Raw genomic sequence first — 23659 nt, 5'->3', positions numbered from 1 at the left:
ATGGACAGAGGCGTTCCCATGACCAATCTGGCGCCGGTGTTTCGGGCCGAGAAACTCACTGTGACTTACCAGTCGTCTCGCGGGGCGACCAAGGCACTAGATTCGTTCAGCACTTCTCTCGGAGCAGGCGAGTTTCTATCGGTCCTCGGCCCCTCCGGCTGCGGCAAGTCGACGTTGCTCAAGGTCGCGTCAGGCCTTCTTGCGCCATCGAGCGGCATCGCAGAATTCGGTGGGAGGCCTATCAAGGGCCCTAGACGAGACGTCGGCATCGTTTTTCAGCAGGCCACACTGCTGCCGTGGCAAACGGTTCTGGAAAACGTTCTGCTACCCATCAGAACGCTTGGCATGAATGTCGAGGAAGGCGCACTGCGGGCCCGGTCGCTGCTCAAGATGATGGGGCTGGAGAAGTTCGAGAGCCACTATCCGTACGAGCTGTCGGGGGGAATGCAGCAGCGTGTCGGTATTGCGCGTGGCTTGATTCACGACCCGAGCCTGCTTCTGATGGACGAACCGTTCGCTGCACTCGATGCCATGACGCGCGAACACATGATGGAGGAGCTTCAGCGTATCTGGATGGAGACGCGTAAGTCGGTCCTCTTCATCACGCATTCGATTCCGGAAGCCGTCTTCCTTTCGAATCGCGTCATTGTGCTCTCGGCCCGGCCGGCACGGATCCTCCGTGAGGTGACCGTGGATCTTCCGGTACCTCGAACTCAGGAAACCCTGTCCCACCCGCGCTTTGCCGAACTGTGTTCCGAGCTTCGCGCGATGTTCTCGAACGCACCTCGCTAGGCGGATATGACATGAAAGAACGTACCAAAACGGTGCTTTACCCGCTGGCGCTTCTCTGCGCTCTTGTTGGCGTCTGGTATCTGGCCGTGAGCCGGTGGGGAGTGCCCAACTATATTCTTCCATCGCTCGATGGAGTCGCCGCGGCACTCAAGCGAGGCTATATCGACGGCGCTTTTTGGGGGGATTTCAGGTTCACGTTGATGAGCACGCTCCTTGGCTACGTCTCAGGATGCGTGCTGGCGTTCGTGGTGGGTATTCTGTTCGCCGAGTTCCGATCCATCGAACGCTTGCTGTACCCGTTCGTGCTGGGACTTCAGTCGATGCCGAAGGTGGCTCTGGCACCGCTCATTCTCGTGTGGTTCGGGTTTGGCCTTGGGTCGAAAGTCGTGATGGTGGGGCTGGTTTGCTTTTTTCCGATGTTCGTCAATACGGCCGTTGGCCTGAAAGCCACCGATCCGTCGCTTATCGATCTCATGAAGGCATTTTCGGCCAGCCGCTGGCACATTCTGACGCGTATCAAGATTCCGTCAGCCGCCGGGCACATCTTCGCCGGACTTCAGATTTCGGTGGTGCTCGGGCTGATCGGTGCGGTCGTTGCAGAGTTCGTGTCGTCAACCGAGGGACTCGGATATCTGATCAATGCGGCGACGACGACGTTGGATACCAGCACGATGTTCGCCGCACTGATCAGTCTCGCTGCCATGGGCATTGGCGGCAGCCAGTTAATTAAGCTCTTGCATAGGAGGCTGGTGTTCTGGGATCGAAGCGAGAGCAGTCGATCCCTCTCTGAGTAGTGAGCTCATCTTTTGCCGTCGCGCAAACCAGCGACAGCCTGATTCACGATTTCCCCGGACTGACGAAGGACACCTTCGCGCCAGTCCGGGGCATTGGGGTAAAACGCTTCACGGATCGACGACATGAGTCCTGCGCGTAGTCTGCTATCCGCCGTAGCCGTCCTAAGCCAGCGTGCAGCCATCGAAGCGCGTTGCATCGCGCGTCGGGGAAGGGTGCCGAACTCGACAACGACGGCAGTGGTCTCGGCATGAGGCAGGCTGTTCACGAAAGCGTCCACCAGGAGGCCCTGGTACTTCGCGATGGCCTTGTGTGTCACACCTTCTCGATTGACCGCGCGCTCACCCCAATAGGCACGAGCGCGCTCGTAGGAGGCACTGCCAGATTCATGGAAACAGAGAAAGACATGTCCTCGCTCAGGCCCGATTCCGGTATGGAAGTCGATCATGGCCACCTCGGTGGCATTTCCGAGATGCTCGGAAAGCGCACCGCGAAATGCGCGATTGGACCATTGCTCACGAACGCCTCCGTAGAAGATTCCGTCAGCGTGGGTGTATTGGCCGCCGTTGAAGGCGTCGGAGAATGCTTGCTCGCCGATGTCCTCGCGAATGCGATCCAGCGCTTCGAACATGCTGTCGACCGAGGACTCGTCCCAGCACTTGAGCGAGATGGCTTCATGTACCCGTTCGTATTGCGGATTCTCGGGGAGCGGTGCGGAGAAATCGACGAAATTCCGGTTCAGGTCGACGTTTTCTTCCGTGAAGCGCAAGGCGTGTGCGAAACCCCATGGATTGTGAGCGTGCAGCATGAGGACAGCAACGTCGGCCGGAAGGGTGTGTCCATGCAGGTTCAGCCAATGGGTCTGTGCGGCGGAGCCGGAGTATCCCTCGATCCCATGCGTCCCGCTCCCAACAACCAGCACTTTCCGAGCGTTCATATTCCCCGCAAAGGCAGCGTCGAGATAAAGCGATTCACCGTGCGGGCCCGTTTCGGACGGATGCTGGTACGAGCGAATGCTCGCTCCCGCCTCACTCGCGGCATTCAGAAATTTCTCTCTCGCTTCAGCATAGGTTTCGGAAAAGACACTCGGGGACATCATTGGCTCCTTCGGTGGACACGATGAATGAAGCCCCCAGTTTTGCACAGGCGCTTTAGCATTTTTTTTCAATTCAGTACGGACAGTCATCATGCGGAATGAGAATTCGTGGAGCAATCTCGGGAAATTGACGAATGCGACAAAGGCGAGGGATGTCATAGCCATTGTCGACTGCAGCAGTGAGGGCGTGCCCCTTATGCTCACGCACGGCCAGCTCGACGATCTTGCGGACGCTTGTGCTCGTGGTTTGCTCGCACGCGGCTACCGGCGAGGCGATGCGATCGGCCTGATGAGCGCAAATTGCGCCGAGTTTCTGATCGCCTACCTGGCAATTCTTCGTGCGGGAATGATTGCGGTTCCCGTCAATCACAAGCTGTCTTCCGAGACGGTGTCGTTCATTCTGGCTGACTGCGGCGCGAAGGCCGTTTTCGTGGACGATCCGCGCATCGGTCTGGTTCCTGCTGGAGTCGACGGCATGCCGTTGAACGGGCCCGTCTGGGACGCCCTGCTCGACTTCGGTCCGTTTGACGCAATCGAACCGGAGCGGGACGAATGCGCAATGATTCTTTACACGTCCGGTTCCACGGGACGGCCCAAAGGCGTTCAGCTCTCTCACGATGGACAGATCTGGACGGTTAAGGCCCGATTCGCGACGCGTCAGTCGTTCGATGAGGAGCGCATGATTGTCGCCGCCCCGCTATTTCATATGAACGCGCTTGCCGCATGCAAGTTCGCCCTGAGTGCGCATGCCAGTGTAGTTTTGATGCCGCAGTTTCAAGCAAAGACGTTTATCGAAGCGATCGGGAAATTCAGTGTGACGTGGGTGACGTCTGTGCCAACGATGATGGCGATGGTTGTTCGGGAGACCGATGCGCTGGCTAGCATTGATACATCGGCCGTTCGATATGTTCGCATGGGGTCGGCACCGGCCACGCCGCAATTGTATGCCGCTGTGCAGGCGGCTTTTCCCAACGCTACCATCGCAGGCGGGTACGGTACGACGGAAGGTGGGCCAATTACGTTTGGCCCGACGCAAGGTCGAAAGCTCCCTGTGGGTGGTGGACTGGGATGGCCCCTCCCAGGGGTCGAGGCCAGGCTGATAAACGAAAGCGGACAGGATGCTCACGAGGGGGAGCTATGGCTACGGACGCCCGCCAATATGAGCGGGTACTTGAACATGCCCGAGAGGACGGCCGAAGTCCTGACGCCCGACGGCTGGTACAAGACCGGCGATATCTTCAAGTGCGATGCCAATGGGTGTTTTCATTTCGTCGGCCGCGCCGACGATATGTTCAACTGTGGTGGCGAGAACATTTATCCGGGAGAGGTGGAGCAGGTCATCGAGAAGATGCCCGAAGTGTTGCAGGCTTGCGTGCTTCCGGTGCCTGATGAGATCAAGGGGCAGAAGCCGGTCGCTTTCGTCGTGCTTCGAGATGGACAGCATGTGACGGAGGAGGATATCAAGCGGTTCACGCTTGCCAACGCACCCGCATATCAACATCCCCGGCGAGTCTATTTCATCGATGCCATGCCGTTGGCGGCGACAAACAAGATTGACAGAAATGCGCTGCGAGTCAGAATTCCGGACTGAACATTCGGTGAATGGCTTCCGTTAGGAAAGTTTTTCTTTCAGCTTGTGTGGCGTAGAAAAACGCGCCGATAAGCATGGAAACACGTGGGATCTTTCGGTCAATTTTCTAATCGTTGTGACGTAGCATTTATGCATCGATTACGAGAATTGATTCCGATCATGAACCGCTTTTCCACATCAGCTTTGCCGGTGGCGCTGACGACACGTCTGCAGGCGCTAATCGGAGGGATCCAACACATCTGCGACACCGCACCTGCGACCCGAATTCCCCATGAGGTATGTCGACTCTTGGAGAGCAATATTGATTGCGATGCGTTGCTTACGAAAGCCCAGCAGCAAGGCAGTTCGGCGCAGTACACGCGGCATGTGATGTACGCACACCCTAGGGGCAGGTTCACGATCGTGGCTTTGGTGTGGAATCCCGGACAGTACACGCCGGTTCACGGACACTTTACATGGTGCTCGTATGCCGTGATGACGGGGGTTTTGCTCGAGGAGCAGTTCACCTGGGACAGAGCGACGGGTAAGGCTACGCAGGTCGGGAGCGAGAAACGTCCTGCAGGTACCGTGGTCGGCGGGCATGCCGGCATGGACGCCGTTCACCGATTACGTAACACGAGTGAACACGTCGCGATCTCTGTTCATGTGTACGGCGTTGAGGGGGAACGAATCGCCACCCACGTCAATCGCATCGCCGAACTCATAACTTGAGGCGTCTTACGGAGGGCGTTTCGGGCGCCCTCCACGGTGTAGTTATGCGTAGTCAACTGGAAGTGCCGTGGTGTACTTGAGTTGCTCCATCGCAAAGGACGAACTGACATCATACAGATCGGCAATGTCGATCAGCCGTTTGTAGACGCGATCATAGCTTTCGATATTGGGGACAACCACGCGCAGCATGTAGTCAATACGCCCCGTCATTCGATAGAACTCGATGACTTCCGGAATGTCACCCACGTGCTTTACGAACTTATTGAGCCACGCTGGCGAGTGTTGCGCCGTACGGATTGTGATGAAAACCGTAATCCCGACATTCAGATGTTTTGCATCGCAAAGCACGACCTGCCGCCGAATGACCCCTGTGTCTTTCAGTTTTTGAACCCGACGCCAGCATGGTGTGGTCGAGAGATTGACTCGCTCTGCAATCGTCTGAATCGGAGTTTCTGCGTTCTCTTGCAGAATCTCGATAATCCTTTTGTCGATACTATCCATGAGACAAGGCCGTAAATTCAGAGTTCATAGGGCAGGACCATGACTAAGAGTTAAATTTTTTTGCGAGATTGTTTCAAGCAGTAAATTACTGTGGAATACCCTACGGGTGAGAATGAAACACTCTTGGAAATGCGGCGAGGTAGTCATCTCCCCCTCGGAGGAGAGCGACCATTCAGGCGAGTTCTCGCATCGGTGCGTCAGGGAAGCGGTCTTACCGCCACGACTTCGATTTCTACAAGAAAGTCAGGGCTTGCCAGTGCGGCCACCTGAACCAGCGATCGCGCGGGGAGATTGGGCTGCCCAGCAGTGCCGAAGTACTGCCGGTAAGCATCCATGAATCCGCCGAAGTCCATCTTGTCGCCCTTGTTTGGATCCGCGACGAGAAAGACCTGCATCTTTATGACGTCCCGCATGCTCAAATTCAGGGTGGACAACTGGGCAGCGATGCGCTGCAAGACATTCAGTGTCTGTTCGCGAGTATCGTGTCCGTAGGCATTGCGACCGGGTGCGTTAGTCGTTTTCGCGGGGACGACGCCCGACAAATAGACGGTCGAATAGCCTGCGGGTATTTCAACGGCTTGCGCGATGGGAAGTTTGCTATCGGGCGCGATGGTGCGTATCACATTTGGCGATTCTGAGGCTTGCGAGACGGGGCCGAGCAGAAGGAGCGTCATGGTTCCGATAGTCGAGCGAGTGCACCAATCGAGGTTCATCGTTTTAATCTCCATCATTTGCCGGTGCGAATTTTCGCAATATCGTCGATCTTCACCGGGTCCGGGTATTGATTGCCGAAGCTTGTGCGTATGTACGTTACAACGTCTGCAACCTGTTGATCCGACAGGTACGGCCCAATAGGGGGCATGCCTCGAAGCCCGTGGACTACGACATACTCGGGGTAGGCCGGTGAAGCAAGTCGAGGGTTTTTCGACAACACCGGATAGAATCCGGCACCTTTGGCACCTTCGCCGTTGAGCATGTGACACCCCGCGCAAACGGCTTCGTAGATGGCTTTCCCTGAGCGTTGATTGAACACGCCCCCAGTCGAGAAAGTGGGATCTGGGGACGTTCCGTTCGCCGGGCCGGCATGCACGCTTTGGTTCACCAGCGCGATCATGACGATGGAGGTGACTGGTGCGATCAACTTTTTCATGTGTTATCTCCTGTGGATTGAACGGTCATGCGATCGCTTTGGCGTGAAGGCGTTCAATGGCGTCTAGCGCGGACAGAACGGCTCCCTCCTGCCAGGCCGGAAGATATGACGCATGTTCGCCGGCGAGCACCAACCGGCCGTCGATACTGCACACAGTGTCGTAGTACCTCTCTCGAGTTTCGGGCGTCCACAGGCCGTAGCACCCCTGGCTGAACGGCATTCGATGCCAACCCACGTCGATGCCACTGGCGAATTCCTCACGCATCTGCGGATGGATCTTGGCGCCGAAGTCGAGAACGTGTTGCATCCGCTGTGAGTGAGGTTGGGCTGTGAATTCGAATGCATTCACCCCAAACGTGTAAGCCGCCAGCATGACACCGGGGCCCGACGCGTTGAAATTGTCGCTGGGGTAAGCGATCTGGCGAAGGGGCAAATTGGTATAACTGATCCCGCCGTAAATGCTCTCGTCCTGTTCCCAGAAGCGTCGCTTGAACTCAATGGCGGCTTTGTAGGATGCTGCATAAGGAACGGCAGCGATCGCGCTGCGCATGCCGTCGGAGACCTGCAATTCCTGCAATTGGTTGAGAATGGTGAGCGGAATGGTGCAGACGCACCAGTCGGCGCTGACTTCACGCGGTGCTCCGCCATTCCTGGAATCGACAAATGCAATGGTGACTTTGGTGTCCGACTGGTGAATCCGCACTACTTTTGCCGCGTACTGAATGAATGGCCAGAGCGATTTTTCGAAGGCATGTGCAATTGAGTCCATCCCGCCGGACGGCTGGAAGATCGCGGGTGCATATTCATACTCCTGTCCTGTGCTGATCTGCTTCCACAAGTCAGAGCGGAGAAGTGTCGAACGGTCAATTGGCGTCGAATGCACGGGGGCTGAAGACAATCCACCGCCAGGGTCTACTTCAAACCCGCGACGTGCACTGCTGGACGCGCCTTTCACGTATTTCATCCGAGTGTCGAGTGCTCCCCACGACCGAAGACTTTCCAGCAGCTTGTCGCGATCTTCCTGCGTCACGGTGTCGTCGAGTGCTCCCTGGTTTGTGGCCTTGGCCAGCAATTCCGCGATATGGCCCTGGTAATCCGTCTGAACATGCCGGAAGCGCTGTGGCTTCCCCCCGAACGCATTCGTGTTATGCAAATAGGCATTGAAGTTGTTCTGAACGAACGGTTCAAGCTTGACGCCCAGTTCGCGGCAGTAGTGCATGACACCATGATGGTGATAAGGAATTCGCCAAGGGCCGGCGTTGAAGTAATTGCCTTTGGCGAAGCCACATCGCTGCGTTTCACCACTCAGGTCGGTAATGGTGTCTCCCCCGCGAATGGTCCAGCAGCGGCCGCCGGCGCGCTCGTTGAACTCGAGAATGCGGACTTGGTAACCCACTTTCCGAAGCTCGTAGGCTGCCGTCATCCCGGCCAGACCGGCACCGAGTATCAGGACCGTGGCACCACGTTTCGCTTCGGAAAGCCTGGGCGGGCCCGTGAACGTCGACTCGGCCGCGAACCCGAGACTGTGAGCGGTATGGTACATCGCTGCACCGCCAGCGAACCGGCCGGCAAGGGAAAGCAATTGCCGCCGCGTCACTTTGTCGGGGTTTTGTTCGTGTGTGCCAATTGTGTCCATCCAGATCTCCAATAGATTCCAGCGAGCCGTTTGTCATGGGCTCAACGCGAATCAATCTTATGTTTGGTGCGTTAGATTTCTTTTTTCATTTCAATGCCAGACGAAGGACTATTTGCGAGCCGATTCGCATGAACGAGGATTTGGAGAAACGCATTTGCGTGGTGCATCGTTTTGAACGGTCGTATATGGGGCCGGGACGCTGTGAAGGTCATGGGAGCTGCGGAGACTAAGGATCCCTTGAAAAGTCTGCCGGCTGCGCTGCCCCGGACGCGGACGGCAGCGCTTCTGCTGAAAGATCAAGCAGGATGTCATGTCGATACTGTTTCGAGTTGGGCTCCCCTGGTTTCAACGCCGAAGCACCAAACGCAAGCCGCAGCGATTGCGAAGCACGCTGCACCAAACGGAAATATGGCGTCGCGTGTCGACCAGGTGACGATAGCGCCCATGAGCGTCGGCCCGATCAAAGCGCCGATCCGACCACAGAGGGACGCGTATCCACATCCCGTGGCGCGTGCTCTCGAAGGAAACAGTTCCGGCGTGTAGGCGTATAGGACCGCCCACATGCCGAAAGCGAAGAATTGCATGCTCGCTCCCGCCGCAAAAATTGACCACTGAGCGGAGCCAGCCAACATCAGTTGCCCGAATGTGTATGTGGCAAGTGCGCTGCCGACGAGGGTGCCGACACATGTCAACTTTCGTCCTAGCCGCTCTACGGCCCACGCGGCGACGAGGAAGCCGGGAATGCCGCCGAGCGAGATGTACACGGTGAACAGCACGGACTTCGTCACCTCGATTCCGGCCGCCTGTTGCAAAGCGCCCAACCAGGTGTTTAACCCGTAGAACCCCAGCAGCGCGAAAAACCACAGTGCTCCGACGACGAGGGTGCGAATTCGATAATCGGCGGACCAAATAACGGGCAGACCTTGCCCAACGGCCAGCGGCTCCGCGGTCGTCGGCGAGATCGAAGACAGGGCGCTCAGACGGAGACGACGCATCACCGAGCGTTCGATTTTTTCCACGACTGCGTCGGCCTGGGCGTATCGTCCCTGCGACTCGAGCCAGCGTGCCGACTCGGGCACATAGCGGCGAACTGCGAAGAGGAAGAGGGCCGGGACTGCCTCTAGGGCGAACAGGATGCGCCAACTGTGATGTGCCAGAACGGCGTAGGACAAGAGCCCAGCGCAGATGAATGCAACGGGCCAGTTTCCGTCCATCAACGCGAGGTATTTGCCCCGACTTTGCGCTGGAATGAACTCCGAAAGCATGGTTTGTGCGAGCGGCAGCTCCATTCCCATTCCGATCCCGAGGAGTACCCGACATATGCTCAGTCCCATCGCTCCCGGTGAAACGGCGCACATGATGCTACCCAGCCCCCAGATCACCATGCTGATCTGAAATACGGGTTTTCGTCCGAATCGGTCGGCGGCAACGCCCGAGCAGATTGCGCCGATTGCCATGCCGACGAAGCTTGCACTACCGATCATGCCGGCCTGCATATTCGTGAGCGCAAAGTCCGCCTTGATCGATCCGAGCACGAATGTCATGGTGGCGAGATCGATGTTGTCGAAGAAAAACGCCAGCGATATGACGATAAACAACCATCGGTGATACCCGCAGATTGGAAGGCGCTCGAGACGTTGCGCTGCCATGATGCGGCCCATTTCAATCGATTGCATCTTCATACGACATTCTCCGTGTTGACACACTCCGTTGAATTCCTCAGTGCCGATGATCGGTACTGGCTGCATCAATGTCGGTCGCCAAAACTCACGTGGCGCGCTGGAAAATGTCGTAAGTGATCGAAGTTACGCCAAAATGAGGCACTCTCCGTGTCGCAAGTCGAAGACTATCGGGTCATGTCCTGCGATCGAAACGCTGGGGGTCGAAGGCTCCCGCGGGCAAGCCGGATACGCACGCGCCGCGCTCGAACGGATAGCGAAGATACGGCGCCTGTGGCAGACCGGGAGGGGAGTACTGTCCGTCCGCAAGAATGCGTTTTTTCGCGCTGAGGCTTTCTATTCGGCAGCGAATCGCCATGATCTGATTCGCAGCGCCCTGCTCTATTGGGGTGTGATCATTTTCCGGACGAAACTTTGCGAGCGCCTCGTTCTGATGTGCGATGACATGAGGCGTGTCCAGGCTGACAGTCGCCCGGCAACGCGCGATAACGCTGTAGTACTCGAGACTCGTGTTTTGTCCCTTGGGCGCTTTTAGCAGCGCCACGGGGCGATCGACTGCAATCACGATGTGCGGATTTTGTTGGATCAGTCGGGAGAATCGTCCGAATCGAGTGCAATGGATCAGGAACGCATCCCCCGTGAATGTAAAGCTCTGCGGCACAACATAGGGAAACGGGGCGTCGTTCACGACGGCACGGCAAATCAGTTCGTCTCGCAAGAATGCTTCGATGGCAGGCCAGTCGTGCCATGCCAGATCGGTCCGACGCATCGAGCTATCGAGGTAATCAGGTGTCATGTTTGATGTCTCATTTTGGCGATTTTTAGTCGCTATTCGTGTGCAATTCCCTGATCGACGTCCGCGACGCAATACGACGCAAACGACCGAGAGCGATATGCACCGACGCAAGTTGTTGTGATTTCCCGAGTCGCGGGTATGACTAGCGGACGACCACGTCGGCGTGCCCTGTCGAAGCGTTCATGAGTTGAGCGCGAAGGTGGCTTCGACTTCGACGGGAGCGTTGAACGGGAGGCTGGCAACGCCGATAGCAATGCGAGCGTGTGCCCCGGCTTCACCGAATAGTCGTGTTAGCAGCTCCGACGCCGCGTTCACGATGGACGGTGCGTCTGCAAATCCCTCCGACGTGGCAACAAATCCGCCGACGCGCAGCACACTCGCCACGCGGTCCAACTGTCCATCCGTGGCAACGTGCGCCCACCCGAGAACGTTCATGATGCAAAGTCTCGCAGCGTTACGCGCGTCGTCGGTGGACACGTCGGCAGGCACTTTGCCGGTCCAGACAGTTGCGCCGTCGCGCACTGGTAACTGTCCCGAGACGATCAGCGTGTTTTCGTAGAGCCTGAAGGGCTTGAAGGGCGCGGATGTTACTGAAAGGCGAGGCAGGACGAGGCCCGCTTCGGCGATGCGTTGGTAGACGCTCATATGATCTCCAGAAAAGCGCCGCGGCTGCGGCTGCCATTCAATTCTGGATGATGCCGAAAGCAGAAAATGTGGCGGTGACGCCGACGTTTGTCGCGCTTATGCCATTTGGCGTCAGGAACTCCCGGACTTGAAGAACTCGGTCGGCGTGCATCCGAGCGCCTTGCGGAACATAGCGCTGAACGCGCTCGTACTGTCGTAGCCAAGCGATGAAGCGATATCCGTGACCGAGCGTTGTGCGCTGAGCATCTGTACCGCCGCGAGCAGGCGGGCTTGCTGCCGCCATCGCGTGAAAGTCATGCCGGTTTGCTCGGGAAACAAGCGGATGATCGTGCGTTCGCTAGCGCCGACGATCTGGCTCCACGCCGCGACGGACGTCTCTTCCGCTGGGTTCGACAGAATCCACCGGCAGATGCGGGCAATGCGTTCGTCCGAGGGCATAGGGAGGTGCAGCGGTTCGATGCCTAGTGGTCTGATCTCGTAATACAGCAGATGCACGACGGCAGCATCTCTGCCATCCATCGCGTAATCGAGGGGCATTCGGGTGATCGAGTCGATAAGTTCGCGTAGCAGAGGCGATACCGACACCACGCAGCAATCGCTGGAGTGAAGGGGCGTATGGTCTGCGTCGAAATACAGCGTTCGCATTTCGATGGGGCCGACCGCTTGCATGCAGTGTCTCACTTGTGGCGGCACCCACACGGCGCGTAACGGCGGCACGACCCAGCTCCCTTTGGCCGTTGTTACGATGATGGAGCCTGAGCACGCATAGATCAATTGCCCCCGGACGTGCTCGTGGTAATCGATGAAGAACCGATCGGGCAGGTCGCGCGCCATCCCGCCAACAGGGCGTGCGATCCGTTGATAGTCGTCTCGATCCTCACTCTTTCCGAACATGGCGTGACCTCGGTATAGATTGACACCTGCTCGCGCGCCGTTGTGGCGCGGCTGTCTTAGATTCGCTTCTCGCGCCGACAGAATACGGCGGGAAATCAACTTCAATTCCGATGAGTGAGGCTAGCATGACGGTTTACCGTTCATTTGATCAAGAGGCACTAGATCGTCAATATAACGTTCGGGCGGGCATTCCCGATCATCTCGAGATCTTCTCTCGATGGGCTGTCACCAGTGAGACATTTCGCCGAGCAGCCACTGTTCATGAGGATGTGGCGTACGGCCCCGATGAGAAGCAGACCTACGACCTGTTTCCCGCGCGACGCAACGGAAGACCGACGTTGGTGTTTATTCATGGCGGTTACTGGCAATCGCTGGACAAGTCAGATTTCAGCGTGCTCGCCGGTCTCTATCAGGCTAACGACATCAACTTCGTGGTCGTGAACTACCGTTTGGCGCCCGCAGTTCGGATGGGGGATATCGTCGAGGACAACCGACAGGCTGTATTGCATCTGTATCGACATGCGGCGGAACTCGGGATCGATGGCGACGCGATCTATGTGTGCGGCAGCTCGGCTGGCGGTCATTTGAGCGCAGCATTGGCCGGTACCGACTGGCTTTCATATGGCGCGCCGGTCAATTTGATCAAAGGGGCATGTGCCATTAGTGGGCTCTACGATCTCGAGCCGATTCGCCTCTGCTATCTGAACGAAGCAGTACAGCTCAATGAACGAGAAGTTGCCGATTTCAGCCCGATCCAGCATCTTCCCCCCGTGCCGTTGCCTTACATTCTCAGTGTAGGTGGGGACGAGTCAGACGAGTTTCATCGGTTGCAAGCCCAGTTTCAGACGCTTCTGAATGGTCATGGTCTGGATGTCCAGATTGTGCGTCAGCGTGACGGTCACCACTTCGATGCAGTGGATCGTGTCGGCATTGAGGGGAGCGATCTGTCAAACGCGATACTCGCGATGATAAATAGTCGATAGCAGACATCATCGCGCTCGTGATGCATCCAGTATCGCTCCGTAACAGTCGCCGTTCGGGCCATTATTGGAGCGATACCTAATCTGTGTTGCGCGCTCGATGTCCGGCAGACCTACTATCCCGCGTCGATTTGGCGAAAAGCACTCATATCGAACACATCTCGAATCCGACGCCTACGTCCTTCCACCGAGCATAACGCTGCAACCTGCTTCAGTAGCAGGGCGTGGGCTTGATCGCGCTCCGCGATTCGCCATTCTTGTGCGATCTTTCCAGTCAACGAACGGGATTCGATGAGCGAGTACGCCAGATTAGACGGGGGGCCGGAGATAGCGCGTGTGCGAGAGCCATTTCGTAACTGAATGTCTATCCAGCAATGAAACGGTTCAAGAGCATCGTCTGAGACAACATCAATCTGGCGACTCCGATCGTGCCGCGAAGACGGACCAAAGCCTTGGGAGAAGTCGTCCATGGTGAGCGTGTCATTCTCGAGCGCCGTCTGCAACATGAACGGCGCACTCATGATAGCGCTTGTAGCGCTTTCGAACGGGCCGTAGCGATCAACCCCCGGGTAACGCGCATACAGGGGGTGAAGCGCGAGTGTCATTCGGCTGACGTCACTATCACCAAAACACATCTGACGTTTGCAGTCGATGAGCGTTTTGACCGGCAATTGATTGATTGCGCATCCCGGGAAAGGTTTGAACGTCACGTTGAGTATCTCGTCAATGGCCTGGCCGTCCCAATGCCAGTCGGGAATGTCGCCGACAAAGGCACGATAAAAGCCATTAGGTCCCTCGAGCGCATTGATAGCGCCACGCATGCCGCCTTGCGCAAGTAACGCGGCGACAACGCCTGCCCGACTCGCGTTGCCGACTTGAATAAGCCACTCCTGCGTGCCCTCCGCCCAGCATTGCGTCGTTCCGCCGCAGAACTGGCTTGCGATGGAGAGCGCTGCAGCGCATTGTGCGACGTTTAGTTTCAACACACGTGCAGCACCGGCAGCAGCCGCGAACGTGGCGAAAAGCGAGGTGCCGCGAAAGCCTCTTTGGCCGCTCTTAATCGCGACCGAACGCGCGACCAGCGGCGCCACATCATATGCACAAGCTAGTGCGGCGCACACATCTCCCGCGGTCGCATTGCCAGATTGGGCGAGTGCAATTACTGCGGGAATCGCGACGCATCCGATATGTCCGTTTATCTCTGCGTGGGTGTCATTCTGGCCTCGGGCGCTGATCAGCGCGGCGTTGCGAAAAGCGGCGTCAGCGGGCGAAAGTTCTTCCCCCGTACGCCAGCAGATGGCGTTACCGCTCATGGCATGGACCGCTTCCAATGAGTGACGAATGGGGTCCACAGTAGGCGCAGCGAAGGCGATGCTTAAATTGAATAGCAGGCAAGCCTGCAGCTTCTCATTGACGAGCTCCGTGAGCATGTCTGCATTGCGATTAGCGATGAACGCCGCGAGCCTTTCAACATAAGTTACCGGCATCCGATGTCTCCTTAGCGATTCAGTGTACGTATTTGCGCCTATTCAAATAAGCTCGAAATCTTAATATTGTTTGATCGATCATTCCGATCGCTTCCCACATCGACAATCTGCTCATGAGCCGCCTGAACCTGACCAATCTCGAGACTGTGTGCTGCATCGCGCGCGTGGGCACGTTTTCCGCGGCTGCAGAGCGACTCAACGCCTCCCAGCCCACGGTCACTGGGCGGGTGCGAGAGCTTGAACAGTCGCTCGGTATCCAGTTCTTCAGAAAGCGTGGGCGAAACATGGAACTGACGGAGGAAGGCCGTCAGTTCATCGAGCGTGTCGAGCCTCTCGTCATTCAACTTGAGGAGGCGGTCACGACGCACGCCGATGTGACCTCCGCGCGTGGCACGTTACGCCTCGGCATTGGTATCGTGACGATGACCTGGTTCGGTCGCGTGCTCGCACAACTGCGTCGTGATATGCCCCTGGTGCAATACGACATCGAGACAGACCTGAGCATGAACATGCTGCACAAACTGGAGTCCGGAAAGCTGGACCTTGCGGTGGTTGCTGGGCGCATCGAGCACCCGATGTTCGCCACCCGGTCGCTGGCGGCAGAGGAACTGCGCTGGCTCATGGGCGCAAGTGCAATGGAAGAGGGTTTCGACGAAGCGTGCGACCTGGCTGCAAAGCTGGATAGCAGGCCGCTCTGGTTCGTGTCTCGACCGTCGGAGTTTTTCCCGCGCTCGCTCGATACACTGAAAAAATGTGGCGCATCGCCGCTGCATGTGAATACATGCAGCAACATGATCAGCATGCTGAGGATGATTGAGGAGACTGGCGGCATTGGTCTCGTAGCAATGGCACTTGCAAAGCCGCTGCTCGATGCGGGACGGGTAATCGATCTGTCGCCACAATTGCCGCCGGAGTGTTATGACCTGACGCTTGTGTATCGTACCGATGAGCGACAGTCCATCATTCAGCGAGTGGTGGAGCGCATAGTCGAACACGACAAGTTGCACCGTTCTATACGTGTAGCGTGAACGCTATTCGTCGGTGACGCCGTTTCTTAGCACGCCAATTCTCGAAATTTCAATTTCCACGATATCACCCGGCTCCAGCCAGCGCTGAGGCGTTCGGCGCGCGCCGATGCCAGCGGGAGTGCCCGTCGCAATCACGTCGCCACAGGCGAGCGGTGTGAATGTGGACGCGTAGGCGATCAGAGACGTAACAGGATGAATGAGATCGGAAAGGGGAGCGCTTTGCATCACTTCGCCATTGACCCGGGTATACAGCACGCACTGAGCGGGATCGGCGAGTTCGTCGGAAGTGACAACCCACGGGCCCAGCGATCCGGTGGCGTAGAAATTCTTGCCCGCTTCAATTGACTGCTTCTGGAAATCCCGCACGCTGCCGTCGTCGAAGCACGTATAACCGGCAATGTGCTGCCCGGCTTTGCTCGCATCGATGTAACGTCCGGGCTTGCCGATCACGACCGCCAGTTCACCCTCGAAGTCGAGTTGTTTCGACACACGTGGGCGAATCAGCGGCGCTTCAGGTGCGACGAGAGAATCGCAAAAGCGGCTAAAAAAAACCGGGGCCGCGGGCTCCTTCATGCCGATCTCACGAGCATGCGCGGCGTAATTCCCACCGACCGCAAGCAGCTTTCGAGGTCGGACGGGAATTCGCCAATTGATGGTTTTGGAACGCAACGTCGCGGTCGAGCTCACCAGGGCGTCGGCAATGTGGCCGATCGCTTCCGCTGCGATCACGTCGTCGAGGGTTGCGAATCGTCCGTGAGTCGCCTGCTGTCCGTCGATGATATCGAAGCCTTGTTCGTTGCGTGCGACAAGGGCACCCCATGTGAGCTGGTCGTCACGCATGAAAGATAGCAGTTTCACCGGCATATCTCCCTAGAATCGATGCCGCATACCCACGCTCACGCCAGCTTCAGTGCGCGAGGACGATGGGGCGTTGAGGGTGATCTGAGCGATTGCGTCGCGTGCCCCGCCAATTTCGTACGCTGCTGCGACATAAACATCCGTGCGCTTGGAAAGGAAGTAGTCATTCGCGATGCCAATCTGCCACCAGTGTGGTGACGTGTGTGTCGCGCCGCTCTGAAATTGACCAGAAGAATACGTAACCATTAGGCCCGTGTAATTTGCCGGAGTTATCTGATAGGTCAGATTAAGCTCTGCGACGTCAAGCGAAAGACTGCCATTGCCATTCATGTTGGTCGTGCTCGCGTGCGTCATGACGTCGTCGCTGAGCAGTGTGCGTGAAACGACAGCACCGACGCTCCATCGATCGAGCGTGTAGAGCATCGCAATCATGCCGGTCTTTTGAATGCCCACCACGAGTGCCGCTGCGGATGGTGAGGTGCCCGACAACGTCGAATCAACTTGTCTCACCCACAACGGCAGCGCGGTCTGATAGTCACCGACTACGGCGCCGTTCGCATTGGAAGCCGAATCAGGACGGCTGATTTGCGCATAACCGGCAGAGATCGTGAGGTCGTTGCTGACATATCGAATGGCGCTCCCCCACTCACGGTTGTTCGAGAAGCCGGTGCCGGCAGAACCGGAGGCTTGGTTGCTGAAGGCATATTGCAGCTTGTATGTGAAGCCGCCGAAGTTCGGGCTTTCGTAATCGATCGCGTTGTTAAAGCGCGTGGTTCCGGCGAGCAGATCGAGGTCGAGCGGGTGCGCCATCAGTGAGGTACCCCAGCGTAGTGCCGATGTGAGAAATCCACCGTACAGCGCGAGCGGTGTGTACTGCCGGCCGAAAAGCAGCGTGCCGTACGTGTTGTTGAGCACGCCGATATAGGCTTGCCGACCGAACATGCGACCATTCTGCAAGGCCGCCCCGTTTGCCGAATTGAACCCGTTTTCCAGCACCCCAAGCGCACGCCATCCATCGCCGATATCCTCGGTAAAGCGAATGCCCCAACGCGCACCCGACAACTTTCCTGACGTCACTTCCCAATTACTGCTGCCATACTGATTACTGGACCAGGTGATGCCGGTATCAATGAGGCCGTATAGCGTGACGTTCGATTGCGCGTAAGAAGTGCTCGCGCATGCAACCCCGAGCGCAAACGCACATAGGCGTGGCACCTTATTCATAGTGTCTCCAGTCGTTTTCTTTTAGCTTCTTTGTCGCGCGTAGCGGGGGATTGAGCGGTCAGCGACGCTCATGCAGGGTCTGCGCAGGAATGAGCAGAAGAACTATGAGCACGGCGGTCATGACGACTGCCGCAACCAGGTACAGGCCGCCCACGAGGCTGCCCGTATGCTGCTTGATATGCCCGATCGCCATGGGCGCAAGTGAGCCGATGAGCTGGCCAAGCGCACTAATGAGTGCCAATCCACCTGCGGCTGCCGTGCCGGAAAGGTAGGCGAGCGGAATCGTGAAAAAGAGTGCCGCGATTCCGAGAAAACCGATTGTCATCAGGGTGAATGTGACGATAGTCAATGCCAGGTCGTGCATGACAAAGGTTTGCGCGACCAGCGACAACGCCGCCAACGTTCCGCAAGCCGCCCAATGCCAACGTCGTTCGAGGCGCATGTCCGAGCTGCGGCAGATCAGCAGCATACAGACAGCCCCGATCATGTACGGGATCATCGAATACAAGCCGACGTCGACCGTGTTGACGCCTCCCGCTTGCTTGATAATGGAAGGGCTCCAATAAGTGATGACGTTCGCAACCCAGGGAACTGCCATATATACGAGCGCAGCGATGTACAGGCGCGGCGTCCTGAGTGCTGCACTGAAATGATGCGAGGCGAGATCTTTGCCCTTGGCATTGCGCTCGGATGCCAGTGCGTCGGCAATCAGGGCTTTCTCTGCGCCGGTCAGCCAGCGCGCGTCCTCCGGGCGCTCGGTAAGAAAAAAGTAGAGCAGCGCGCCTGCGATGATCGATGGGACGCCTTCAATCACGAACAACCAACGCCACGCCTGCATGCCACCGACGTCGTTCATCGCGTGCAGAATCCAGCCAGATAACGGACCACCGATGAAGCCCGCAACGGGAACTGCTAGCGCAAACATGCCGATCACTCGAGCTCGGCGTCTTGACGGATACCACCGAGTGAAGAACAGTAATGCTCCCGGGAAGAAACCTGCCTCCGCGGCGCCGAGGGCAAGGCGTGCCACGTACAGATGTGAAGGCGTCTGGACGGCAAATGTAAGTGTCGAGACGATTCCCCAGAGGATCATGATGCGCGACAGCGTCTTGCGCGCTCCGATGCGAACCATCAGCAGATTGCTGGGGACCTCGAACAACACATAGCTGAAGAAAAGGAGGCCCACAGCGAAGCCATACTGCTGGTCACTCAAGCCGATGTCCTGGCGCATTTGCAAATGCGCGAAGCTGATGTTGACTCTATCAATGTAGGACAATACGAAACAGCCGAACAACACGGCCGCGATACGCAGATCGATCTTGCGGAAAGCGCGAGATTCGATGTTGCCGGTATCGGTGGTGACGGATGAGATTACCGAGCTCATGGGGGTGTCTCCTGTGATGCGCTGCGGCGCATTCTGTATTGTCTGTGTCGGTCACGTTGTCTCGACGGTCGCCGTCCAGCGCAATTCCCGTCGGTGTTCGGTTGATGCGAAAGGGGTCGCGCGATGCATCGTTATGCTGTTGTCCCACATCAGCAGATCGTTCGCATGCCATGCGTAGCTCAACATGAAATCGGGCTGTGTCGCATGGGTGGTCAATTCATCGATCAGTGCGCGCCCTTCTTCCTCAGGCCATCCGACGATATGCGAAGCGCTCGACGAGAGATACAACGAGGATCGCCCACTCTGCGCATGACGACGTACGAGCGCGTGTCTGGCCGGGGGGGCCTGTCGACGCTCTTCTTCCGTGAACTGGGTGAAGCCGCATTTGGCCCGTTGCACGAACACGCTATGCTCGACTTCGAGCGACGCCAGTTTCTGCTGACGCGCCGCAGATAGCGCATCCCATGCCGCGCGCATGTCGGTGTATTCGGTGGGAGGAGGGGCGGGCGGCAAAACGCGCGCGGACAAGAGAGTTACGCGTGCCGGGCGCGCAAGAAACGACAGGTCCGCGTGCCAGAGCAGGTTCGAGTCGCCGTAAGCAGGCTTCGTCGCGCCACTCAAGTTGCCAGTGACGTCGACATTGCCGACGTCGTTCAGCCGTCGATCGACGAGTCGCCTGCGCGATGCGTCGAGGATCGAATGGTGAATGGGGCCAAAGCGATCCGCGAGCGCCAGCTGAACCTCATCTTCGAGCGGCAAATCGCGAATGCCGACTACTGCATATCGAGCGAGTGTTTGACTGAGAAGCGTGAATGTGGTGTCCGACGTAATCTCGTCGACGCGCAAGCCGCTGATCACCGCACCGAACTGGCGCTCGGGATGACCTATAGGTTCGATCATCATTTGTAGTCTCCGTGTTCTGTTTATATTTGTTTGCGAACACCGCGGCGGGCGATGTTCGATATGACAGAACGGAGTGTAAAAAGCGGACCTTGGCGCGAACAAGTGGGATTTTTCGATCCGCTTCTATTGGCGTTTCTTATGGCTTGGTTGCGCGAGTCAATTGATGTAACAGCGAAACGGCACTTGCCAGAAGTGTGCGTTCCTCCTCGCTGGTTTTCGATAAGATCTGCTGAGCCAACCACTCCGTTCGCGCAGTCCTGTCCCTCGCGAGTTGTTCCCGTCCAGCCGGAGTCATGTGCACGAGGTAGGCACGACGATCCTCGGCGTCCCGGACGAGGTGTAAGACCCCTTGATCCACTAGTCTCCCTACGATCAAGCGCATGGTCTGATGCGTAACGCCCCGGCCGATCGCGAGTTTTGCAACACTTGTCGGCCCTGTTCGCTCGAGAAAAGCGAGGGTTTCATTCTGTGCGTTCCATGTCGTCCCGCTATGTTCGCGCACGGCCCGCACGAGACGACCGACAACGTCACGGATTGACTCCGCCAAGACGGTTGCTTCGCTGCAGGCGCTGCACGACGCCTTAGGATGGGATCTGGTCACTTCGACAGGCCTCACTTGTTTTGAAGTTGGGCGAGGACAGCTGCCAGCGTGTTAACACCCCAATGCTCCGCGTATCGGCCGTCGCGAATACGAACGATGTCAATGACGTCGATCGATATCATCCGATCGGTGGGCTCAATGCCGAGCAACGGTCCTGTATGACGACCCGAGATGGTCTTTCGTGTCGTGACCTTATCGCCCTCACATAGCTGATCGAGAATTCGGACCTGCATATCCGAGAGTGCCGGACGCAATACGGTATCAAACGTCCTCCACATTGTTTCCGCTCCGCGAAGCGAAGCGTCGGGGGCGGACCAATTGACAAAATCAGGTGACATCAAGGCGTCAAACGATTCGCGATTGCCGTCCTGGATCACTTCGCGGTTGAATCGCGTCACGACTTGCTTCAAGTTGTTGGTGTCCATGTTCGAGGTCTATATGGAGTATGTGTGTAAGTATTATATACAGTAAGGCTGTGTATTTTTTGTGATGCGCAGGTTTGACATGTGGGGACGTTCTGACTCTTGACCGTGGGACAATATGGGTACCACAGAATTGCCAGCTAGGATCCTCGCAACGCCCTAGGTGCCCAGCCCTGTCTAAGCGTTCTTGCGGCACGAGCGAAATGGCGATGAGCGTCAAGAGCGCTGTGCCCGTTGCATGCAACGCCGAGTTAAACGCCCGTGGTGTAGATGAGCCATGTCAGAGTGGGGGGGCGATGCGGTGCCTTCGCGCATCTTTCAGGCACAATTGACGCTGGTCGGCATCTCCGCGCACTTCAATGTCATCTATATCACCCGATACGGTTACTAGTTTCGATCTATCCGCTGAGCGCAAGCTCCTGCTGTCTGCGCGTCGCCTTTTCTGCAGGGAGGGAATTCACGCGACGGGCATCTCCCGTTTGCTCGATGAGGCGCGTGTTGCCAGACGCACCCTGTACCTAACTTATGGTTCAAAAGAGAATTTGCTCCGGGCCGTCTTCGAGTTGGAGGCGAGCATGTGGTATCGGTGGTTCGACGAAAAGTTACCGAAATGCTCCATTGCCCCCCTCGGTCAGTTATTGACGCTTTTTGACCTTCTGAAGGAATGGTTTGGAAGAGACGATTTTTACGGCTGCATCTTCTTGAACGCTGTGGCGGAGCACGATAAGGAGAGCGGCTGGGTTCGTACCTTTGCTCTTGATCACAGGAGAAACGTGGACCGCCGGGTCATCGCATTGCTCCAATCCGCTGGCGCGCCTTCGCCCGAGCGCCTGACCGACAAGATCGCGATGGTCATCGACGGCGCCATCATCGCAGCGATGGTCACCGGAGATGCCTCTGTCGCAGACCTGGCCCGCGAGACTACTGCCGACCTGCTCACCGCTGCAGGACTACAACTGCCCATTTAGTCCGTTTGCCTCGCCAACTTCGCGCCGCCCCTCGCGGCGGCCGCTGAGGAACTCCGCTTATCGGTGTGGCCCCATGTCAGCGCGAGCAGTAATTGCCGGGGCGCTGTCTCCCGGCGTGCTGTCAAACAGGCAGCAATCTGTCGCTATTGGACATCGAATATTGCTTCGGCACCCTCCAGGCACACTATCCCACCGGAACTAACGGGTAGCTCCCGTCCAAGCCCTCGCTTAACGCGCACCAATAGGCCGCATTGTCGGCCCTCTTTTGGCACACCTCCGATGCGGTAAGCCCCATTCCCGGGCGTCGAGCAAGCTCTCGCACGCGTTGACAGGCCGTTTTGACTGATTTCATCGTTGGCACATTTTTTGCGTAGACTGATTGGTCTACCTCAGCCACCTATGGAGAAGCTCATGAGTCTGTTCCGGGTTAAAGCGCATGCTGATTCCAGCATTTTGAGCGACGGTGAAAGCGCATCGCCAGCCGATACGCCTTTTCACCTCCAGTCACGCCGCTCCTTTCTAGCAGGCTGCGGCTGCTCTGCACTCTATCTTTCCCCTGTCGGTGCAGCGCTGTTGGCTTCGGAGTCACGTGCTGAAGCGCGCGCAGGCGGAGAGCGGCTGAGAATCGGGCACCTGCCGGCAGGCTGTGTTTCACACGTTCTTCTGGCGAAGAAGCGGGGGTTATTTGCGAAGGCAGGTTTGAATGTCGAACTGACCCAGTTCAATGGGCCCTCGGAAAACCTGCAGGCATTGCTAAGCGAGTCTCTGGACGCCATGCACAACCCCTGGACGACGACTATGGCCGCGTACGGCGAAGGAAGTCGAGAACTTCGCATTATTGGAGGGTCCGGGCAGGCGGGCATCGAGTTGGTCGCCCGTAAGGGCAGCGTCAAAAATGTGGCTGAGTTTATCGACGCAGCAGGAAAGGGGCTCAGAGTCGGCACGCTCCGGCTCGATACGCTCGAGCTTGTCGGGTACGGCACCATGGCAAAGCATGGCAAATCCTACGACGACTACAAGATGACCTTCTTCCCCAGCATGGTTGGGATGGGGGAGGGTATCGCAAACGGTTCTATCGATGTTTGTACGCTTGCCCAGCCATATGCACAGAGCGTTGTTGCGAAGAATGGCGCCACGTACCTGACAGATTCGAATTCAGTGTGGGGCCCGCATGCGCCGGACTGTGTGATCAATACGACCACAAAGTCATTGAGCGCTAAGCAGGCCGTACTGAAAACGTACATGGCGATCTTGAAAGACGCAGCCGCCTCGATGGCGGCCGATTACGACGCAGCAGTCGCCGAGTTGGAACCCATCTATTCCGCGCCTAAGGCGATTCTGTACGAGGCCCTGCGGCGCCAGTCGCCCAATCCAGTCATTCAAGCCAGCGGCGTCAATGGCATTCGCAGCGGTATGAAGTACTTGATTGCCCTGGGTTACTTCAAGGACAACTTCGCTGACGCTGTTATGGACCTGAGGTTGCAGCCCGCTGCATAACTATGTCTGCCCCCGCTCCAAGCC

General features: G+C 57.4%; 24 protein-coding genes and 1 pseudogene. 9 read left to right on the top strand and 16 right to left on the bottom strand.

Annotation, left to right across the window (positions count from 1 at the left end):
- The first annotated feature begins 18 nt into the window (after positions 1 to 18).
- Together PAN31108_RS23635 and PAN31108_RS23630 are read left to right on the top strand one after the other, a co-directional pair.
- Positions 19 to 792, top strand: a complete 774-nt coding sequence (locus tag PAN31108_RS23635; protein ID WP_150671203.1) for an ABC transporter ATP-binding protein — start codon at positions 19 to 21, stop codon at positions 790 to 792.
- A gap of 11 nt (positions 793 to 803) precedes the next feature.
- The gene (locus PAN31108_RS23630; protein WP_150671202.1) at positions 804 to 1586 is read left to right on the top strand and encodes an ABC transporter permease; all 783 of its coding nucleotides are present in this window, start codon (positions 804 to 806) and stop codon (positions 1584 to 1586) included.
- Positions 1587 to 1591: 5 nt separating this feature from the next.
- Here PAN31108_RS23630 and PAN31108_RS23625 read toward each other — a convergent pair whose 3' ends face one another.
- A complete protein-coding gene (locus PAN31108_RS23625) occupies positions 1592 to 2839 on the bottom strand; it encodes a M14 family metallopeptidase (protein WP_246184118.1) in 1248 nt (415 codons plus the stop codon).
- Here PAN31108_RS23625 and PAN31108_RS23620 point away from each other — a divergent pair.
- Together PAN31108_RS23620 and PAN31108_RS23615 are read left to right on the top strand one after the other, a co-directional pair.
- The gene (locus tag PAN31108_RS23620; RefSeq protein ID WP_150671200.1) at positions 2772 to 4271 is read left to right on the top strand and encodes a class I adenylate-forming enzyme family protein; all 1500 of its coding nucleotides are present in this window, start codon (positions 2772 to 2774) and stop codon (positions 4269 to 4271) included. The genes PAN31108_RS23625 and PAN31108_RS23620 overlap by 68 nt on opposite strands.
- A 159-nt stretch (positions 4272 to 4430) precedes the next feature.
- Complete coding sequence (locus tag PAN31108_RS23615; RefSeq protein ID WP_174995123.1) at positions 4431 to 4982, top strand: cysteine dioxygenase family protein; 552 nt, start codon at positions 4431 to 4433, stop codon at positions 4980 to 4982.
- Positions 4983 to 5024: 42 nt separating this feature from the next.
- Here the strand turns inward: PAN31108_RS23615 and PAN31108_RS23610 are convergent, their stop codons facing one another.
- The 8 genes from PAN31108_RS23610 to PAN31108_RS23575 form a co-directional block, all read right to left on the bottom strand.
- A complete protein-coding gene (locus PAN31108_RS23610) occupies positions 5025 to 5483 on the bottom strand; it encodes an Lrp/AsnC family transcriptional regulator (RefSeq protein WP_150671198.1) in 459 nt (152 codons plus the stop codon).
- A gap of 197 nt (positions 5484 to 5680) precedes the next feature.
- On the bottom strand, positions 5681 to 6196 hold the full coding sequence (locus PAN31108_RS23605) for a RidA family protein (protein ID WP_217426356.1): 516 nt from the start codon (positions 6194 to 6196) through the stop codon (positions 5681 to 5683).
- Positions 6197 to 6210: 14 nt separating this feature from the next.
- Positions 6211 to 6633, bottom strand: coding sequence for a c-type cytochrome (locus tag PAN31108_RS23600; protein WP_150671197.1), 423 nt, complete (start codon positions 6631 to 6633; stop codon positions 6211 to 6213).
- A gap of 25 nt (positions 6634 to 6658) precedes the next feature.
- A complete protein-coding gene (locus tag PAN31108_RS23595) occupies positions 6659 to 8269 on the bottom strand; it encodes a flavin monoamine oxidase family protein (RefSeq protein WP_150671196.1) in 1611 nt (536 codons plus the stop codon).
- A gap of 308 nt (positions 8270 to 8577) precedes the next feature.
- Positions 8578 to 9951, bottom strand: a complete 1374-nt coding sequence (locus PAN31108_RS23590) for an MFS transporter (protein WP_150671195.1) — start codon at positions 9949 to 9951, stop codon at positions 8578 to 8580.
- Positions 9952 to 10123: 172 nt separating this feature from the next.
- Positions 10124 to 10744: a pyridoxamine 5'-phosphate oxidase family protein gene (locus tag PAN31108_RS23585; RefSeq protein ID WP_174995122.1), complete on the bottom strand. Its 621-nt coding sequence runs from the start codon at positions 10742 to 10744 to the stop codon at positions 10124 to 10126.
- A gap of 180 nt (positions 10745 to 10924) precedes the next feature.
- Positions 10925 to 11389: a RidA family protein gene (locus PAN31108_RS23580; protein ID WP_150671194.1), complete on the bottom strand. Its 465-nt coding sequence runs from the start codon at positions 11387 to 11389 to the stop codon at positions 10925 to 10927.
- Positions 11390 to 11500: 111 nt separating this feature from the next.
- Entirely contained in the window at positions 11501 to 12382 is an 882-nt protein-coding gene (locus PAN31108_RS23575; protein WP_306440166.1) for an AraC family transcriptional regulator, read from the bottom strand.
- A gap of 26 nt (positions 12383 to 12408) precedes the next feature.
- On the opposite strand from PAN31108_RS23575, the gene PAN31108_RS23570 reads away from it, so the two are divergent.
- Positions 12409 to 13266, top strand: coding sequence for an alpha/beta hydrolase (locus PAN31108_RS23570; RefSeq protein ID WP_150671193.1), 858 nt, complete (start codon positions 12409 to 12411; stop codon positions 13264 to 13266).
- A gap of 113 nt (positions 13267 to 13379) precedes the next feature.
- On the opposite strand, the gene PAN31108_RS23565 is transcribed toward PAN31108_RS23570, so the two are convergent.
- The gene (locus tag PAN31108_RS23565) at positions 13380 to 14750 is read right to left on the bottom strand and encodes an MmgE/PrpD family protein (RefSeq protein ID WP_150671192.1); all 1371 of its coding nucleotides are present in this window, start codon (positions 14748 to 14750) and stop codon (positions 13380 to 13382) included.
- A 113-nt stretch (positions 14751 to 14863) separates the two neighbouring features.
- Between PAN31108_RS23565 and PAN31108_RS23560 the strand changes: the two genes are divergently transcribed.
- A complete protein-coding gene (locus PAN31108_RS23560) occupies positions 14864 to 15778 on the top strand; it encodes a LysR family transcriptional regulator (RefSeq protein ID WP_150671191.1) in 915 nt (304 codons plus the stop codon).
- A gap of 3 nt (positions 15779 to 15781) precedes the next feature.
- Here PAN31108_RS23560 and PAN31108_RS23555 read toward each other — a convergent pair whose 3' ends face one another.
- From PAN31108_RS23555 to PAN31108_RS23530, 6 genes are all read right to left on the bottom strand, one after another.
- The gene (locus tag PAN31108_RS23555) at positions 15782 to 16642 is read right to left on the bottom strand and encodes a fumarylacetoacetate hydrolase family protein (protein ID WP_150671190.1); all 861 of its coding nucleotides are present in this window, start codon (positions 16640 to 16642) and stop codon (positions 15782 to 15784) included.
- A gap of 6 nt (positions 16643 to 16648) precedes the next feature.
- A complete protein-coding gene (locus PAN31108_RS23550; RefSeq protein ID WP_150671189.1) occupies positions 16649 to 17860 on the bottom strand; it encodes a porin in 1212 nt (403 codons plus the stop codon).
- A 58-nt stretch (positions 17861 to 17918) separates the two neighbouring features.
- Positions 17919 to 19244, bottom strand: coding sequence for an MFS transporter (locus PAN31108_RS23545; protein ID WP_150671188.1), 1326 nt, complete (start codon positions 19242 to 19244; stop codon positions 17919 to 17921).
- A gap of 51 nt (positions 19245 to 19295) precedes the next feature.
- The gene (locus PAN31108_RS23540) at positions 19296 to 20144 is read right to left on the bottom strand and encodes a TauD/TfdA dioxygenase family protein (protein WP_281350148.1); all 849 of its coding nucleotides are present in this window, start codon (positions 20142 to 20144) and stop codon (positions 19296 to 19298) included.
- A 139-nt stretch (positions 20145 to 20283) separates the two neighbouring features.
- On the bottom strand, positions 20284 to 20649 hold the full coding sequence (locus PAN31108_RS26910; protein WP_246184119.1) for a MarR family transcriptional regulator: 366 nt from the start codon (positions 20647 to 20649) through the stop codon (positions 20284 to 20286).
- 110 nt (positions 20650 to 20759) lie between these two features.
- Positions 20760 to 21173 (bottom strand): ester cyclase, encoded by a 414-nt coding sequence (locus PAN31108_RS23530; RefSeq protein WP_150671185.1) that lies wholly within the window; start codon positions 21171 to 21173, stop codon positions 20760 to 20762.
- A gap of 356 nt (positions 21174 to 21529) precedes the next feature.
- On the opposite strand from PAN31108_RS23530, the pseudogene PAN31108_RS27220 reads away from it, so the two are divergent.
- The 3 genes and pseudogenes from PAN31108_RS27220 to PAN31108_RS23520 all read left to right on the top strand — a co-directional run.
- Positions 21530 to 21715, top strand: a pseudogene (locus tag PAN31108_RS27220) (helix-turn-helix domain-containing protein); the annotation flags it as partial.
- Between the two features lie 30 nt (positions 21716 to 21745).
- A complete protein-coding gene (locus tag PAN31108_RS26905) occupies positions 21746 to 22138 on the top strand; it encodes a TetR family transcriptional regulator C-terminal domain-containing protein (protein ID WP_246184117.1) in 393 nt (130 codons plus the stop codon).
- Between the two features lie 411 nt (positions 22139 to 22549).
- Entirely contained in the window at positions 22550 to 23635 is a 1086-nt protein-coding gene (locus PAN31108_RS23520; protein WP_150671183.1) for an ABC transporter substrate-binding protein, read from the top strand.
- Positions 23636 to 23659 lie beyond the last annotated feature (24 nt).

The sequence above is a fragment of the Pandoraea anhela genome, assembly GCF_902459655.1.
Taxonomy (GTDB): Bacteria; Pseudomonadota; Gammaproteobacteria; order Burkholderiales; family Burkholderiaceae; genus Pandoraea; species Pandoraea anhela.
Note: the sequence above shows the minus strand (reverse complement) of the source record. Positions and strands in the feature narration are given on the sequence as shown.